A 16,136-nucleotide genomic window follows, 5' to 3' on the forward strand; every position below is an offset into this window, starting at 1 on the left:
TTTAGTCACAGCAGGCTGTCTTCCTTTGTCTGATATCTGTCTGTGCTATCCTCGGTTCAAAGTTACGCTTTTTCTTGTTTTTCTGAAAGTTCAGTCGTAAATTTTTTTGTGATAATATGCTTCTTTATTCTTGTGTGATTTTCCCCATTTTTAATTCCGATTTCAAGATCTCATATACATAGGCCGAACTCTCTATGTAAAGTCCCGTGTTCGGATCGGAGAGCTTCGCAAATGTCTCCGAATTGTGGAATACAGAAATGGCATCGGTCATTTTCATGCCATTGTCTTCCATCAAATAGGCGATGATGTCTTTACTGATTCCTTCGATCAGATATTCGATTTTTTTATCATTCATAAGGCTTGAGGTATTTAATGGCTCTATCCGTATGAAAGAAATATTGCGAAGAGACTTTATGAAAACGTATTTTTGATACTAATTTCTCCAGATCAATGATTCCATCTTTGAAATATCTGAATTGAGTTGCCATTTCATCATCTGCTACGGGACCAATTACGATGTCGAAATGGTGTGTTGGATGCTCACTGTTTCGGTCCCTGTTTCGGTCCCTGTTTCCCATCACAAAGAGAGCCCATTCTTGATTCGGAATTGTAAATTCCTTGATGGATAACTCTTTATCGGCAAAGGCACCTTCTCTGTCAAATTCAAATACGCTAACGATTCCTTTGCCGCCATAGATCGTTGCTGTTCTTTCGGCCATTTTCGTGGCTTGCTCTTCGATTTCGGTCAAGTAAAAACCTTGCCCGAAATCTTTATATGTCCTGCATCGGGAAAAATCGATTTCCCTGATGAGAATGTTTGATTCGTGGTATAGTTTCATCGCAATCCTCCCCCGTTGTTGTAGCATACCCGAGCCAGATCTTCTACACTGTCATCTATCGAAAGAAGGTGTTCGGCATCGTAATGCTGTTCCAGAAAACTCAATCCTTTGTGCAAATTCAGATAGTTGCTCGCTTCACGGATTGTCAGGTCATATTTTTTTGCGAATTCGCTGATGTTTGCAACAACATATTCAATCAGTTTCTTGTTGATTCCTGTTGCTGCTGCATTCAATTCGACTGTTGCCGTAAGATTCAGTGTGTCTAAAACTTTTTTCAGAGTCGAGATTCGTGATCCCTGCCCGTTCTCTATTTTTGAGATCTGTGCTTTTCCAACTCCGACCTTTTGTCCCAGTTCCTCTTGTGTCAGGCCCAGGTTGTTCCGCTCCTTACGAATCAGTTTCCCGATCTCTTCAATCTTTGCTCCCATTTTTTTTTGCAAATATATGTAAAGTTTCCTTAACTGGAAACTTTCTTGTTACTTTTATGACTTAAATAATAAAGGGACGATACAAATTTATCGTCCCTTTTCATTTGTTTAATGTTGATAGTTTATTGGAGCAAAAAACTCGCTGATTGATATCTTATAAAACTCACAAATTTTATATATTGACATCAATGTTGGAACTTTTGTTCCTGTTTCGTAGCAATTGATACTTAATCTTACTTTTTCGATGAGATATTCTTGTGAGTGATTGTGTTCCTTGCGCAATTCTTTTATCCGTTGTCCTATACTGATAACGAATTCTTGGTTTGAATAATATCGCGCTTTCTTTACCACGAATGCAAAAGAACCACCGAATTCGAATATTTATACATATTCGCGAATACTTATTCGGGTTTATTTTCTATATTTGCATCGGGATAACATAAATTGTGCAAATTCTTTGAATGCCCAAAGAATATTCAATTGATGAGGCATATATGAATTAGGCTGATAGCTATACAGCGTATATGTGAATTTATACTGCATGAATATACCAGACTTTATGTACCCGACATAAAGTCTGGGAATGAGGGAACAATAGCTATTATAATTTACATGATCTATCGCAATCACATGTCAATCGAATAGCGTTCCCTCATTTTTATTATTTTCTGTTCATAAAATAAAACAGGAGCATGTATGCGGGCATGTAATCCTTCAGGGCGATTTTCAGCGTGTTGAGGGCCTGGGTAATCTCCCACGTTACCCGGCGGAGCGGGATCCGGTATTTTTCCGAGATCTCCTTATGTGTCATAAGTCCGAACCGGCTGTCGGAAAAGATCTCCCGTCGGAGTTGCGGCATCTTAGCGAGTTCGCGTCGGATGATTTTTTCCACATCGCTTGAAAAAAGGTTGGCTTCGATCTCGTGATTTTCCAGTGAACGGAGACTGATTTGCAGTTGCCGTTCCTTGTGGCCCTGAATATGATTTTGGATTTTGGAATGAATGCTGTTCATTCGGATGTACTCGTAGCATGCGTTTTTGATGATTTGTACGATATACATTCGATAATCACCTTTTTGGGGATCCAGTTTGTCTTTGTGTTCCCATAGTCGAAGAAAACAATCCGATACGATGTCTTCCGCTACGGTATCATTCCGTACATAGGAATATGCCAGCAGTTTGTATGCCTCGATGTTGGCAAAAAAATGCTTGCCGAGTTCATCGAAAGTAAAATCGATTCCCATAGATGTTGCTGTCATACCCATAACTCGAAAACAAAGTTAAGATATTTTACAGAAAAACGAAATTTATTTGTTTGGCATCGATGTGAAGGGCCATTATGAATAAATAATTCATAATACAATGTTTATCAAGCAGATATTGTTAATAAACAAAATGAATAAATAAATTAAAAAATTTATTTGCAAAAAAATGCAAAATTTAGTGTAGTACCCCCTGTCCTTATTCATATTATATGTAGAACGTAAACTGAAACAGACATGCAAGACGAGGTAATATATCGCTATTTGACTGGAAAATGCTCGCCGGAAGAAGAACAACAGATTCAGGAATGGTATCAGCAGGATCCCGAGAATCATCAACGGGACATTGACCGGGTTCGTCTCGTTTTTGAGAGTGTTCTGGTTCATCAGGTAATCGGCGCGGTGGGGAAGCGTCCCAAACGTACCTGGACACTCCGCAAGGTGGTCCGATATTCGGCGGGCATCGCTGCCGGGTTGACTCTTTTTGCCGGAGGATTGTATTGGATGCGTGCGCACACCTATGATGAAATATCGGCTCAATTCACCTCTTTTGAGACACCGGCCGGACAACGTGTAAGCATGAACCTGTCCGACGGCACACATGTATGGCTCAATGCCGGTTCGAGAATCGAATATCCGGTGGTTTTTGATCGTAAGGCACGGCGGGTAAAGGTTTCGGGTGAGGCGATGTTTGAAGTCACTCACGATGCGGACCGGCCCTTTATCGTCGAAACATTTGCATCGGAAATAGAGGTTTTGGGAACAAAGTTCAATGTTGTCGCGGATGAATCGAGATCCTTGTTCTCAACAACATTGCTTGAAGGCAAGGTGAAGGTAACCTCGGGCGATCAGAATGTGATTCTCCATCCCGACGAGGTGGTCAATCTCATCAATGGTCATCTTCTTGTTTTTCACAACAATGACCCTGTGGCGATGCAGTGGACGGAGGGTATCCTGAGTATGAAGGGGATCTCTTTCGAGGAGCTGATGTCAAAATTCGAACGAATATACGATGTCAAGATCGTGTATGAATGCGAGAAGATCCCGACCATCGAATTTGCGAGCGGCAAGATCCGTATTTCAGACGGTATCGATCATGCGCTGCGGGTGTTGCAGCATGTGGCGGATTTCACCTATGAACGGGATGAGGAACACAACATCATTCGTATAAAATAGAAAATCTTGCGATAGAGTAACATATTGTGTAATTCGGGAAAAAAGAGTGCCTATGATAAAATGACAATGAGAACCTGAAACCATTGATTCTCTTGAAAAAGAAAGCCTGCGGATATTGCCGATCCGCAGGCCGGTAACAGAGAATAAAACTAACCTTACTACATCTATTACCTTTAATTTCACAAAAGTATGAATAAAACGAGATTCTGCAAAATCCGGAATCTGTTTGAGGTCATTCTGCTGATGTGTCTGTCGCTTCAGATTCGAGGAGCGCAGGCACAGACCGCCCGTTTTACGATCCATATGGAGAATGTTCCTATGGAACAGGTGGTCAATGAAATAGAGAAGCAATCGCGCTATCTGTTTCTATTCAATAAGGACATCGACAGCCGGCGTATTATCGTATCGGTTCACGCCGAAAATCAAACCATTACACAAATTCTTCCCGTGCTTTTCAAAGATACGGAACTTGATTACACGATCGAAGGCATGTCGATTCTTGTAACCAAAAAGGCGGAGGCTTCGGAGAAACCGGTACAAGTCCGGGGAAAAGTGCTTGACCAGCAAGGACAGCCGATCGTGGGGGCTTCAGTCATTGTTCAGGGAACAACCGTGGGTGTTTCTACCGATGCTCAAGGTCGTTTCGAATTGGTAGTCCCGGCTCCGGTTGCTTCACGGGTGCTTGAGATCAGCTACTTGGGTTATGAGACGGCGCATGTGGCAGTCGGTTCGCGTACTCGCTTCGATGTGACGCTGCGCGAGGCGGCTTCGGAGATCGAGCAGGTCGTGGTTACGGCGTTGGGTATTAAACGTCAGGAGAAAGCCCTTTCGTACAATGTCCAGCAGGTCGCTCCGTCGGACATCACGATGGTCAAGGACGCCAACTTCATGAATTCGCTCGCGGGCAAGGTGGCCGGTGTGACGATCAACACCTCCTCGTCGGGTGTCGGCGGTGCCTCGAAGGTGGTCATGCGCGGTACGAAATCGATTCTTCAGTCGTCGAATGCCCTGTATGTGATTGACGGTATCCCGATGAACAACGTCGGAGGCGGAGGCGGCACGGAGTTCGATTCGCGCGGTGCCACGGAGGCCATTGCCGACCTGAACCCCGAGGACATCGAGTCGATCTCGGTGCTGACGGGCGCTTCGGCCGCGGCCCTTTACGGGTCGAGCGCGGCGAACGGCGCCATCATGATCACGACGAAAAAGGGACAGGCCGGGCAGTTCAAGGTAACTTATTCGAGTCAGACGGAGTTCCTGGCGCCCTTCGTGATGCCGGAGTTTCAGAACCGTTACGGTACGGGCAGTTACGGCTCCGTTTCCGGCTCGCCGGTCTACAGTTGGGGTCCGAAACTCACCGATGCTGCCCGGACGGGCTATACGCCCGACGACTTCTTCGAGACGGGCCATGTCTATACGAATGCCGTGACGCTTTCGGGCGGTACGGAGAAGAATCAGACCTACTTTTCGGCTGCTGCGGTGAATTCTGACGGCATCATTCCGAACAACTACTACGACCGCTACAACTTTACGTTCCGCAACTCGACGCAGTTTCTTCAGGACCGGCTGCATCTGGATGTCAGCGTCAGCTATATCGTGCAGAAGGACCGCAACATGATCAACCAGGGTGTCTATTCGAACCCGATTGTATCGGCTTATCTTTTCCCGCGCGGGGATGATTTCGAGGCGGTGAAGATTTTCGAGCGTTGGGATCCGGCGCGCAAGATCAGCGTGCAGTACTGGCCGCAGGGTGAAGGCGGTGACTTGCGCATGCAGAATCCCTACTGGATTGCCTACCGCAACCCGCGTGATACGGACAAGAAACGTTACATGGCATCGGCCACGCTGTCGTATGACATCCTGCCGTGGCTGAACGTCAGCGGCCGCGCCCGCATCGACAACACCAATTCGGTCTATACGCAGAAGCTCTACGCCTCGTCGAACACCACGATCACCGAGGGCAGCTCGCAGGGCCACTATACGGAGATCACGAATGCCGACGAACAGATCTACGCCGACGTGATGGCGAACGTGAACAAGACCTTCGGCGACGACTGGTCGCTGGTGGCCAACGTCGGTGCCTCGATCAACGACGTGCGGAGCCGTGAGTTGTCCTACCGGGGTCCGATCCGCGATTCGGGTGTTCCGAATCTCTTCACGGTTTTCGACCTTGACCGCGAGAAGTCCCGCGCCCAGAAGTGGGGCTGGCAGGAGCAGACGCAATCCCTGTTCGGCTCGGTCGAGGTGGGCTGGAAACAGATGCTCTACCTGACCCTGACGGGCCGCAACGACTGGGCTTCGCAACTCGCCGGATCGCCGCAGAAGTCGTTCTTCTACCCCTCGGTGGGCCTTTCGTGGATCCCGACGGCGACCTTCGACCTGCCGGATGCGTTCTCCTATCTGAAACTCCGGGCGTCGTTCTCGTCGGTGGGTATTCCCTTCCCGCGCTTCCTGACAACCCCGACCTACGCCTATGACGAAACCACGCAGCAGTGGCTGCCTACGACCTTCCGCGAGATCGGCCAGCTCTATCCCGAGCGGACGAAGACCTGGGAAGTCGGTCTCGACGCCCGGCTGTGGAACGACGTGCGGTTGAGCGCCTCGTGGTACCTGGCCGACACGAGCAACCAGACCTTCCAGCCGACGGTCTCCACCTCGTCGGGTTATTCGAGCATGTACGTTCAGACGGGCTGCGTGCGCAACACGGGTGTCGAGGCGTCGCTGGGCTACGGGCACGCCTGGCGCGACTTCTCGTGGGATACGAACGTCACCTTCACCTGGAACCGCAACGAGATTCTTGACCTGATGGACGGCATGTGCGACCCGATGACAGGCGAACCCTTGAAGGACCGCCTTGAAATCAAGGGCCTCGGTAAGGCGAAGTATATTCTGAAAAAGGGCGGCACGATGGGTGACCTCTATACGACGTCGAATCTGAAATACGACGAGAACGGCTATATCCAGGTGGACCGCAACGGCAACTTCGTGACGACGGACGTCGGCGAGGAGATTTATCTCGGCTCGGTGCTTCCGGACTACAATCTGGCATGGCGCAACGACTTCTCGTGGAAAGGCGCGCATCTGGGCATTCTCTTCACGGGTCGTATCGGCGGCATCTGTTATTCTGCCACGCAGGCCAACATGGACCTGTTCGGTGTATCGGAGACTTCAGCCGCGGCGCGCGATGCCGGGGGCGTTCTGATTAACGGCCGTGAGATGGTCGACCCGCAGCGATGGTACGCCGCGATCGCCTCGCAGTCGGGACTGCCGCACTACTACACCTATTCGGCGACGAATTTCCGTTTGCAGGAACTCTCGGTGGGCTACACGCTGCCGCGCCGCTGGTTCGGCGACGTTTGCTCGATCGATGTATCGTTTGTGGGCCGCAACCTCTGGATGATTTATTGTAAGGCGCCGTTCGATCCCGAGGCGATCGCCTCGACGGGCAACAACTACCAGGGCATCGACTACTTCATGGTGCCGTCGCTGCGCAGCCTGGGCTTCAGCCTTCGTGTTACCTTCTAAAACCGAAAACGTATGAAACGAATCCAACATATCATCAGCGCGCTTTTCGGAGCTTTGCTGTTGCTGTCGTGGGGCTGCACGGGGGATTTCGACGAGATCAACCGTAATCCGAGCGAGGCGACGAACGAAGAGCTCCAGCGCGAGAACTATAAGATCGGCACCAACATCCGGGGGCTTCAGAACCTGGTCATTCCGGTGCAGGAACACCGTTATCAGTTCAACGAATCGCTCACGGGCAACGCCTTTGCGGGCTACATGGCCGAAACACCCGACGGCTGGAAGGAGAAGTTCTCGACCTTCAACCCTTCGGCCGACTGGCTGAAATGGCCCTTTGTGATTGTCATGCAGGAGGCCTATCCCTATTTCCGGGGCGTCGTGAACAATACGGACGACGAGGTGGCCATCGCCCTGGCGAAGTTGTTCCGCGTGGCGATCATGCACCGCATGACCGACACCTACGGTCCGATTCCCTACTCGAAGGTCATCGAGGACTCGGCCGAGTCGCTGACGGTGGCCTACGATACGCAGAAGGAGGTCTACATGAAGATGTTTGAGGAGTTGGACGAGGTGCTGGCGGTGCTTCACGCCAATGAGCAGCTCTCGGCCGATGCCTTCCGCAAGTTCGATTATGTTTACTACGGCGACATCTTGAAGTGGATCAAATACACGAACTCGCTCAAATTGCGTATGGCCATGCGTTTGTCGTATGTGAAGCCGGAGCTGTCGAAAACAAAGGGGGCCGAGGCAATCGCCGATGGCGTGATCACGGCCAACGCGGACAATGCGCAGATGCACGCTCCGGAGAATCGTGCTGCCTTGATCTACAACGACTGGGGCGACCATCGCGTAGCGGCCGACATTATCAGCTACATGAACGGTTACAACGACCCGCGCCGTGCTGCGATGTTCACGCAGGGAACGTGGAACAAGAAGAGCGACTACTACGGTATCCGTGTGGGTATTGACCCGACGAATAAGGCGACCATGGTGGAGACCTTTTCGAATCAGGTAATCAGTAGCTCTTCGCCCTATCTGTGGTTCAATGCCGCGGAGGCGACGTTCCTGCGCGCCGAATGGGAACTGCGTTGGGGCAGCCTGGATGCCGCGAAGGAGCTCTACGAGGATGCCATTGCACTGTCGTTCGAGGAACACGGGGCTTCGGGCGCCGACAGCTATGTCACGAGTACGGCGAAGCCGGCGAAATATATTGATCCGACCGGTGAATATACGGCCGATGCTCCGGCGAGCGACATTTCGATAGCCTGGGAAGCCGGTGACACGGAGGAGGTCCGCGAACGGAACCTCGAACGGATCATCACGCAGAAGTGGATCGCCATCTTCCCGCTGGGAATCGAGGCGTGGTCGGAGTACCGACGCACGGGCTACCCGCGGCTGCTGCCCGTGGTGGAGAACAAGTCGGGCGGCACGGTGGATTCGCGGTACGGCATGCGCCGCATACCGTACCCGGTTGAGGAGTACACGGAGAATCCCGTACACCTGCAGGCTGCGATCGACATGCTTGGCGGCCGCGACAACGGCGGCGTGCATGTCTGGTGGGATGTCAAACCTTTACAATAACGGACTATGAAAAAAATCGGAATATATCTCTCTATTGCGGCGCTGTTGCTCACCGCGGGGTGCAGCGACTGGACGCAGATGGAGCCTGTGGATCAGCAGCCCGTGCGGCCTTCGGAGCAGAATCCCGAACTGTGGGCGCAATATACGGCGGCGTTGCGGGCCTATAAGGCGGGCAAGCATACGCTCGTCATGGCGAGCTTCGAAAACGGCTCCACAAATCCTACGAGTGAGAAGGACTGCCTGCGCAGCCTTCCGGACTCGCTGGATGCCGTATCGCTGACCAATGCCGACAACTTCTCGGCTTATGACGCCGAGGATCTGGAGGTCTTGAAGGAGAAGGGCACGCGCGTGCTCTACTTTGTCGACTATGCCGCACGGAGCGGCGAATGGAAGGACCTCGCAGAGCTGACCGACTACCTCGACGGGGTTGTGGCCCGGACTCAGGAACTGGGACTCGACGGGCTCTCCTTCTCCGGCCTGCCGAGCTATGGCGACGAGGCCTCGCAGGAGGCCCAGCAGGCCGTGGCGGCACTCTTTCTCGAAAAATTTGGTGCGGTGGCAGGTCCCGGCAAGTCATTGGCGCTCTTCTTCGAGGGGGACCCGCAGTTCCTGACCGCAGCACAGCGGGCGAAGGTCGATTATATTGTGCTGGATACCCGGACGACGGACAATGCCAGCGACCTGAAACTGCAAGTCCTTCGGGCCTTGGAGATGGAGAACGTCTCTGCGGATCGACTGCTGCTGGGCGCGATGACCGAATATGAATTCCTTGATGAGGACAAGACGGCCTCGGATGCCATTTCGGCCCTTGCCCTGCGCATTCCGGAACTCGGCCCGCTGGGCGGATTGTGTATCTATGATGCGAATACGGACTATTTCGGCAGCGAGATCATCTACGCTTCCAGCCGTGCCGCCATCCAGTTGTTGAACCCTGCAAAATAAGCCAGCCATGAAACGAGTGCAAAAATATGCTTTAGTGCTGCTTGCGACGGCGGTGGCCGCTGCGGGCTGCAAGAACGACGAGTACGACAACCGCTCACCGTTCGACAACGTGGTTTACCTCGATGTCGCCGAGGCGGACGCTACCCAATTGACAACCTTCAAGAAGACGCTTCCGACGCTCGAACGCGACTTTTCCGTAGTGATGAGCTACCCGGCGTCAGAGGACGTGCAGGTTACGGTTGAGGTCGAGCCGGCTCTTGTCGCCGATTACAATGCCTGCAACGGAACGTCGTGGACCATGCTCGACGCCTCCTATTACGAACTGGCGGAGAATACCGTGACGATTCCGGCCGGAAAGACCATTTCGGATCGGCTGTCTCTGATGCTCAAGAATCTCGACGGTTCGGGCGACGTGGCCGAACTCCCGATCGACGAAACCTACCTTCTTCCGGTTACGATCCGCAGCGCAAGCGGCGGAGTGTCGCTGCTGGGAAGTTCCGCAACGGCCTACTACGTCGTGAAACGCTCTTCGGCGATCACCTCGGCGGCGTCGCTGCGCGACAACTGGATCAACTTCCCGACCCTCGACAAGGCTGGCCCGCAGAGCGACCTCTTCAACAATCTCACGGCCGTAACCTACGAGGCCATTATCCGCGTCGACGACTTCTCGAAACACTCCGAGATTTCGACCATCATGGGTGTCGAGAACTACCTCCTGCTTCGTATCGGCGATGCGTCGTTCCCGCGCCAGCAGTTGCAGTTCGACGGCACGGGGGATGCTGCTGCAACGCCGGGCTTCGGTAAGTTCCCCAAGAAGGACGAGACGAAACTCCTCAATGCCGGGGAGTGGTACCACGTCGCCGCGACGTACAGCTACGCCACGCGCGAAGTCTGCATCTACGTTAACGGACAGTTGCAGAGCCGCGGCACCGACCTCGGCAACCCCGCCTCGACGCCCTTCAACCTTGCGGGCCGGGCCTTCTACGACCTCTATTTGCAGAACCCCTCGCAGTACGAACAATACAAGGGCTGGGGCAATTTCCGGCAGTTCTTCCTCGGCAAATCCTACGATGACACGCGCCAGTTGAACGGCGATATCACCGAGGTCCGCGTCTGGAACGTGGCCCGCACCGAGCAGGAGATTTGGGAGAATATGTACGATGTCGATCCGCAGACGCCGGGGCTGATCGGCTATTGGAAATTTGACGAGGGCGAAGGCAACGTCATCCATGACTGGACCGGTAACGGCAACGATGGCGTGGCTGAATTCGATCTCGAATGGCCCTCTGGTATTGAGGTGCCGCAACTCAATAAAGAATAATCATGAAAGGGAACATTATGAAACATACAGGATTTATTCGATTGTTTCGGTGCGCTGCGTTTGGATGCGCAGCAACCCTGCTCCTCGCAGGCTGTACGGAGGAACCCATATCGTATGGAGCCGGACAGGAACCTGATGGAGAGGCGCTTGAAACAGTTTCCGGGACCTTGCGGAGCCGCAGGTCGCTACGGGACCGAATATCGGTTCAGCTTACAGAAACAGTAGAGGAAGACGTCACCGATCAAATATATTATAGGTTTAATACATGTATTGATCAGCAAATCACGTTGTCTGTAGCTCCTGATCTTTCTTTAGTTGATGTATACAACGATGTACATAAAACTGATCTTCATCCATTCCCTATTGAGAATGTAATGCTTCGTAATGGTGGCGTTTTTTCTGTGGCAGCAGGAACAATGACTTCTGAACCACTTGAAATTGTGTTCTCATCAAATGACATGATTCCAGGCACTTACCTATTACCTCTTGCTGTGCAGAATGGGATAGATGGAATCAAAATAACAGAAGGTCAGGCTTTATATTATGGGATTAATGTCCGAGAATTTGATAAAAACATATATCAATCGGGCGATAATTCCTGGGAAATTCCGCTCGATACGGAGTGGACCACGGTCTTCTATGTCAATACAAGCGAAGTGCAGGCTCATTATGCCGATTATGTGGCTTTGCAAAAAAAAGAAAAAGATAGTTTCGAATCTATTACACAAACATCATTGGGCAATATTATAGTATTGCGAATTGCACAAGTGGACTACGATGCTGCATTGCAACGGGTAATTTTTGCTCCGACCTCCGACCTTTTCTACACGTTGGAGCATTCGGACAAATATATTGCCCCGATGAAGGACAAAGGCCGAAAAATCTGTGTTTGCATCGAAGGTGCTGGCAAAGGGATCGGTTTCTGCAACATGACCGATGCGCAGATTGCCGACTTCGTAGCGCAGGTCAAGGCCTTTGTGGAAACTTATGATCTTGATGGCGTAAACCTGTGGGATCGAGGTGCCGGTTACGGCAAGGAGGGAATGCCCGACATGAACACTACCTCCTATCCGAAATTGATCAAAACCATGCGGGAAGCGCTTGGGAAGGATCGGTTGCTGACTGTGGTGGATTATGAGGAACCAACCGATTATTTCCATGATACAGAGGCAACGGGCGGTATTGCCGTAGGCGATTATATTGACTATGCATGGCACGGATACGTTTCTGATGATGAGCCGATTGTATTTTGCGATCCATATAATCTGTCATCTATGTTTCCTCAAGTATATCCCCGTAAGGCCATCGCCGGATTAGATAAAAGTTGCTATGGAACGGTTAATATTCCATTTTATGAGGAAAATTCGGATCTTGGTATTGATGCTTCAGGATCATTATGGATGATGAATATGATTATGTGGGGCTTGGAACGAACTAATAATATTATAGTTTTTAATGATTTAGTTTTACCAGCAGCCAATAGATATGAGAATGGATGCATTGGTATGATGATGAATCTTTTTCTTTGTCTCCAATACGATGCTACACTAGCAGAAAAGTGTTATTATAACGTAATGACCCGTATTCCTGGAATATATCGTAGTAGTGATAAAAACTATGATACATTTGCTAAAGACTGGTAAAAGCAGGTAAGCACCAATAAATTAACTATTAACCATTTAAAACTTTGTGTTATGAAACGATCTATTATTCTTTTTGTATCGCTTTTTATGGCAGCATCGATGATTACATCGTGCGCAAAAGATGCTATGGAACCCCAAGTTGATGCTGCAGTTGTATCGACTACCCGTGCTTATGGGGACAAAACCCCGAAGGTAATGGCCTACATTGAGGTCAATGATACCAACCCTCTTAACGCGATGCTCTATCGTATGGATGGCGAGCCTTTCATTGATATTGTAACTATTTTTGCAGCGAATATTCGGGCCAATGGAACAGAACCTCAATTGTGGTTAAACGACAACGTGACGAAGATTCTCGTTCCTGATGCAGGTTCCACGACGACCGGACACTACAAATACGTACAGCCGATCCGTCAGGACGGCGGCAAGGTGCTGATGACGATTCTCGGAGATCACCAGAGAGTAGGTGTAGCCAATTTGACCGAAGCCAATCAGGAGAAGTTCGCAGAGATTCTGGCTTGGGCTGTCGAAGAGTACCAACTCGATGGCATCGACTTCGATGACGTGCATATTTGACAAGTGCAAACAGCGACGGCATTTGTCGGCCGCACACCATTTGACCCGGTGTGCGGCTTCTTATTATCCGATAAACCAGTTGACTATGTGGAGTGATTCGAATTTTTGTTATGATTAATGACATAGAGATGCAAAAATGGAGCTGTATCTGCAAATACAGCTCCACACAAACTGGTTGAATTGCCCTGCACATTTGACAAGTGCCAGCGACGGCGTTCTGTTCGGGGTTCTTCCAGTTATACTTCAGTAGAATTGATCTATAATAAACAAAAAGGACGCAAGTACCATTCTTGAACGTCGGGCCTCGCATAGCCTCTCTATCAATCACAGTCCATGCGTCCACGGTAATACCGCAAGGTATATACCGAGGACCGCAAGCCGACTGACTGATAGAGATTACGAGAATTGCGAGTTCGACGTTCAGCTCAGTGGGTTTGTCCCATATGTTATTTCTTTGCAAAGATAGCATATCTTTTTTATCCTGCAAGCAAAAATAAAACGCTGTTTGAGAATATAGTTATATTGTATTGGTTGAAAATATGTATAAAAGTATCAATTGAGTATTATAAGGGTGTTATGAAACGATAAAACTACCTTATAATGAACATATTATACTTTATGTTCAACTCATAGTTGGTAGATTTTTCTTACTTTTTGTAACATCCATGAAACCCCAATCTTATGCTGACCTCGTACATTCACACATTGCAGAAAAAACAGAACGTGATATTCGTAAAATTGAATCTTCTGAAGACGAAATCATTTCAAGGGCACTGGCTGTTTCGTTGTTATTGGAGAAGGTTTTTGATAAGTTGAAACAGTTCATTTCGACGTATGAGTTTCAATCAGAAGCCGATGAGATAGAATTCTTCAAGGAGATAAAACCGCGGATTTTTTGCAAACTGATCTATTATCGAAAGATCTACAACATTGAGATGAACCGTCCGATGTCTGGCCCAGATTCAGTTAAAGCCTATTTGAATAGAGAGTTGGACAACATTCAGGATTATAACCACAAGCGTTTGGATTTTTATCGTTACTATCGAAGTGGAGCATCCTATTTGGACAACGTCTATTTTTTGCGAAATGTCTCTCATAATATTGAGCAGTATTTCGACAGCTTTTATTTTGAACGTGATCCTCTGTTTTCGACATGTGAAGATTTTCGCGTAGCCAAGATTCTCGCCGGTGATATGTTGAGTCAGTATTTGCTCAATGCGTTGAATGAGCTGGAAATGAATAATTTTGATTCCCGCTCAGAAGTTCGTCTGATCTGGGCGGACAGCAAGACCGATCTGTGCGAGTTGATATTTGCCCTGCATGCAAAAGGTTCTTTCGGCAATATTCCGTTGACAAGACTGTCGTCCTATTTTCAGAAGGTTTTCAATATTGAGGTTGGCAGTAACATGTCGCGGACATTCAGCGATCTGAGCTTGCGCAACAATCCCACACCTTTTTTGGACTCTCTTACGGATTCGCTGCTTGAAAAAATGCAGCGTCCAAAGCGGAAGAAATGACTTTCGCAACCGATTTCCCTTTATACCGACTTCCCCGTTTTCAGATGGACAGACATCTATTTGTTAATCAATAGAAATCTGGAAAAAATACCGTACTCGGTCGTATTCATCCGAAGAATTTTGAACGAAGGAATTGATTGTTATCCCTATCAGTTCCTTTTTTTGCTTTCTTGTGTATGTGATTGTTAATCAGCGTATTGTGAATAGCGCGTTTTCCCGTTGTTTTCAAAATAATTGCATACCGTATACGTTATAATTGGTCTCCATATCCCTTTACTTTGTCATCGTAAAACGGCACAGTCATGGGTATGATAACGATGGATTCCGAGGCCTATAAGGAGGTTGTCGAGCGTCTGGAACGAATTGAGCGTTACGTTATAGAGACAAGTCAGTCAAACGAAGATCTTGACAAGATGTGGGTGGACAGTTATGCCGTCTGCCAATATCTTCAAATCAGCGAACGGACTCTGCAACGGTTACGCAGCAAGGGCGAGATTCCCTATTCCAACCTCGGCGGTAAAAACTATTATACGCTTGGCGCTATCAAGCAGGCTCTTGAATCGCGGACGATCAAACGCCGCGAAGAACAATTTGCAGAGCTTCGGGCCCATTATGAAAAGATTCGTCATACTTTTAAAAAGTAATTTCCATGCTTCTGGAGAAAGAATACTTCGATATTTGGATGCGTCGGATCATGGATGTTTTGGAACGCATCGAACGGAATCAGAAGCCTCCGAAGGCATCAGAATATCCTGTGGTTGAGAATGGTGAAAAGCTGTATGACAATTATGATCTGTGTCGTATGTTGCACATCAGCAAAAGAACCCTTCAGCGCTATCGAACGCAGTATGGTTTGCCCTATAAGATGTTGAATCAAAAGGCATTTTATCGAGAGTCCGATGTATTGCGATTTATAGAGGAAAATTTTGATAAACTCCGAAACTTTCGGAAAGGAACTGTTTGATTGCAAAAAGTGTAAAGTATCAATAGATACGCTACAATTTTTCTTTTCGTAGACAAATCTTAATCTGTATCTTCGTGGCATGAAAGAAGATATACGAAAAATACGGATGCGCCAAAAATGGCTTGGGATATACACCGAAACGGGTTCTGTGACAAAAACAGCCCTTCGATGCGGGATTGCCCGTTCCACGTTATACCGTTGGATAAATCGCGAGAAAGAACAAGGTAAGTCAAAATTGTCCGATAAATCTAAACGCCCATCAAGACTCGCAAATATGAAGGTAACGCCTGGAATTGAAACCATTATTCTTAATCTGCGTGAGACGAGAAAATGGGGAGCGCAACGGATTGCCAACTATCTGCTTAG

Annotated in this window: 16 protein-coding genes; 11 read left to right on the forward strand and 5 right to left on the reverse strand. The window is 48.9% G+C overall.

Annotated elements, in window-relative coordinates; all coding sequences use genetic code 11:
• Window positions 1–124: 124 nt before the first annotated feature.
• The 5 genes from B5G16_RS04885 to B5G16_RS04905 form a co-directional block, all read right to left on the reverse strand.
• The gene (locus tag B5G16_RS04885; protein ID WP_087261775.1) at window positions 125–355 is read right to left on the reverse strand and encodes a hypothetical protein; all 231 of its coding nucleotides are present in this window, start codon (window positions 353–355) and stop codon (window positions 125–127) included.
• A complete protein-coding gene (locus tag B5G16_RS04890; RefSeq protein ID WP_087261777.1) occupies window positions 348–839 on the reverse strand; it encodes a DUF3990 domain-containing protein in 492 nt (163 codons plus the stop codon). The genes B5G16_RS04885 and B5G16_RS04890 overlap by 8 nt, the downstream gene beginning before the upstream one ends.
• Window positions 836–1,267 carry a DUF3791 domain-containing protein gene (locus tag B5G16_RS04895; protein WP_087261779.1) on the reverse strand — a complete coding sequence of 144 codons (432 nt, stop codon included), beginning with the start codon at window positions 1,265–1,267 and terminating at the stop codon, window positions 836–838. The genes B5G16_RS04890 and B5G16_RS04895 overlap by 4 nt, the downstream gene beginning before the upstream one ends.
• 108 nt (window positions 1,268–1,375) lie before the next feature.
• The gene (locus B5G16_RS04900; protein WP_239405967.1) at window positions 1,376–1,618 is read right to left on the reverse strand and encodes a helix-turn-helix domain-containing protein; all 243 of its coding nucleotides are present in this window, start codon (window positions 1,616–1,618) and stop codon (window positions 1,376–1,378) included.
• 310 nt (window positions 1,619–1,928) lie between these two features.
• Entirely contained in the window at window positions 1,929–2,531 is a 603-nt protein-coding gene (locus B5G16_RS04905; RefSeq protein ID WP_087261780.1) for a sigma-70 family RNA polymerase sigma factor, read from the reverse strand.
• A 234-nt stretch (window positions 2,532–2,765) separates the two neighbouring features.
• Here B5G16_RS04905 and B5G16_RS04910 point away from each other — a divergent pair, with 234 nt between their 5' ends.
• The 11 genes from B5G16_RS04910 to B5G16_RS04960 form a co-directional block, all read left to right on the forward strand.
• Window positions 2,766–3,704: a FecR family protein gene (locus tag B5G16_RS04910; protein ID WP_087261782.1), complete on the forward strand. Its 939-nt coding sequence runs from the start codon at window positions 2,766–2,768 to the stop codon at window positions 3,702–3,704.
• Window positions 3,705–3,893: 189 nt separating this feature from the next.
• Entirely contained in the window at window positions 3,894–7,229 is a 3,336-nt protein-coding gene (locus B5G16_RS04915; RefSeq protein WP_087261783.1) for a SusC/RagA family TonB-linked outer membrane protein, read from the forward strand.
• A 12-nt stretch (window positions 7,230–7,241) separates the two neighbouring features.
• Complete coding sequence (locus B5G16_RS04920; RefSeq protein ID WP_087261785.1) at window positions 7,242–8,807, forward strand: SusD/RagB family nutrient-binding outer membrane lipoprotein; 1,566 nt, start codon at window positions 7,242–7,244, stop codon at window positions 8,805–8,807.
• Window positions 8,808–8,813: 6 nt separating this feature from the next.
• Window positions 8,814–9,749: a glycoside hydrolase family 18 gene (locus B5G16_RS04925; protein ID WP_087261787.1), complete on the forward strand. Its 936-nt coding sequence runs from the start codon at window positions 8,814–8,816 to the stop codon at window positions 9,747–9,749.
• A 7-nt stretch (window positions 9,750–9,756) separates the two neighbouring features.
• Window positions 9,757–11,070 carry a DUF1735 and LamG domain-containing protein gene (locus B5G16_RS04930; protein ID WP_087261789.1) on the forward strand — a complete coding sequence of 438 codons (1,314 nt, stop codon included), beginning with the start codon at window positions 9,757–9,759 and terminating at the stop codon, window positions 11,068–11,070.
• Between the two features lie 17 nt (window positions 11,071–11,087).
• Window positions 11,088–12,713, forward strand: a complete 1,626-nt coding sequence (locus B5G16_RS04935; protein WP_162612018.1) for a BT_3987 domain-containing protein — start codon at window positions 11,088–11,090, stop codon at window positions 12,711–12,713.
• 51 nt (window positions 12,714–12,764) lie between these two features.
• Window positions 12,765–13,289, forward strand: coding sequence for a hypothetical protein (locus B5G16_RS04940; RefSeq protein WP_143260828.1), 525 nt, complete (start codon window positions 12,765–12,767; stop codon window positions 13,287–13,289).
• Window positions 13,290–13,954: 665 nt separating this feature from the next.
• Window positions 13,955–14,806: an RteC domain-containing protein gene (locus tag B5G16_RS04945; RefSeq protein ID WP_087261795.1), complete on the forward strand. Its 852-nt coding sequence runs from the start codon at window positions 13,955–13,957 to the stop codon at window positions 14,804–14,806.
• A gap of 302 nt (window positions 14,807–15,108) precedes the next feature.
• Window positions 15,109–15,450: a helix-turn-helix domain-containing protein gene (locus B5G16_RS04950; RefSeq protein ID WP_087261797.1), complete on the forward strand. Its 342-nt coding sequence runs from the start codon at window positions 15,109–15,111 to the stop codon at window positions 15,448–15,450.
• A 5-nt stretch (window positions 15,451–15,455) separates the two neighbouring features.
• On the forward strand, window positions 15,456–15,770 hold the full coding sequence (locus tag B5G16_RS04955) for a helix-turn-helix domain-containing protein (RefSeq protein WP_087261799.1): 315 nt from the start codon (window positions 15,456–15,458) through the stop codon (window positions 15,768–15,770).
• Window positions 15,771–15,849: 79 nt separating this feature from the next.
• The coding region (locus tag B5G16_RS04960; RefSeq protein WP_143260829.1) for a helix-turn-helix domain-containing protein at window positions 15,850–16,136 on the forward strand (287 nt) is incomplete at its 3' end.

Origin of the sequence: Alistipes sp. An66 (assembly GCF_002161445.1) — a bacterium.
GTDB lineage: Bacteria > Bacteroidota > Bacteroidia > Bacteroidales > Rikenellaceae > Alistipes > Alistipes cottocaccae.

Bases quoted from the DNA above. Each gene is read 5' to 3' on its own strand.
- B5G16_RS04915 (WP_087261783.1), top strand. From the start codon at position 3,894: ATGAATAAAACGAGATTCTGCAAAATCCGGAATCTGTTTGAGGTCATT.
- B5G16_RS04955 (WP_087261799.1), top strand. From the start codon at position 15,456: ATGCTTCTGGAGAAAGAATACTTCGATATTTGGATGCGTCGGATCATG.
- B5G16_RS04895 (WP_087261779.1), bottom strand. From the start codon at position 1,267: ATGGGAGCAAAGATTGAAGAGATCGGGAAACTGATTCGTAAGGAGCGG.
- B5G16_RS04935 (WP_162612018.1), top strand. From the start codon at position 11,088: ATGAAACATACAGGATTTATTCGATTGTTTCGGTGCGCTGCGTTTGGA.
- B5G16_RS04925 (WP_087261787.1), top strand. From the start codon at position 8,814: ATGAAAAAAATCGGAATATATCTCTCTATTGCGGCGCTGTTGCTCACC.
- B5G16_RS04920 (WP_087261785.1), top strand. From the start codon at position 7,242: ATGAAACGAATCCAACATATCATCAGCGCGCTTTTCGGAGCTTTGCTG.
- B5G16_RS04890 (WP_087261777.1), bottom strand. From the start codon at position 839: ATGAAACTATACCACGAATCAAACATTCTCATCAGGGAAATCGATTTT.
- B5G16_RS04930 (WP_087261789.1), top strand. From the start codon at position 9,757: ATGAAACGAGTGCAAAAATATGCTTTAGTGCTGCTTGCGACGGCGGTG.
- B5G16_RS04910 (WP_087261782.1), top strand. From the start codon at position 2,766: ATGCAAGACGAGGTAATATATCGCTATTTGACTGGAAAATGCTCGCCG.
- B5G16_RS04950 (WP_087261797.1), top strand. From the start codon at position 15,109: ATGGGTATGATAACGATGGATTCCGAGGCCTATAAGGAGGTTGTCGAG.
- B5G16_RS04885 (WP_087261775.1), bottom strand. From the start codon at position 355: ATGAATGATAAAAAAATCGAATATCTGATCGAAGGAATCAGTAAAGAC.
- B5G16_RS04940 (WP_143260828.1), top strand. From the start codon at position 12,765: ATGAAACGATCTATTATTCTTTTTGTATCGCTTTTTATGGCAGCATCG.
- B5G16_RS04905 (WP_087261780.1), bottom strand. From the start codon at position 2,531: ATGGGTATGACAGCAACATCTATGGGAATCGATTTTACTTTCGATGAA.
- B5G16_RS04945 (WP_087261795.1), top strand. From the start codon at position 13,955: ATGAAACCCCAATCTTATGCTGACCTCGTACATTCACACATTGCAGAA.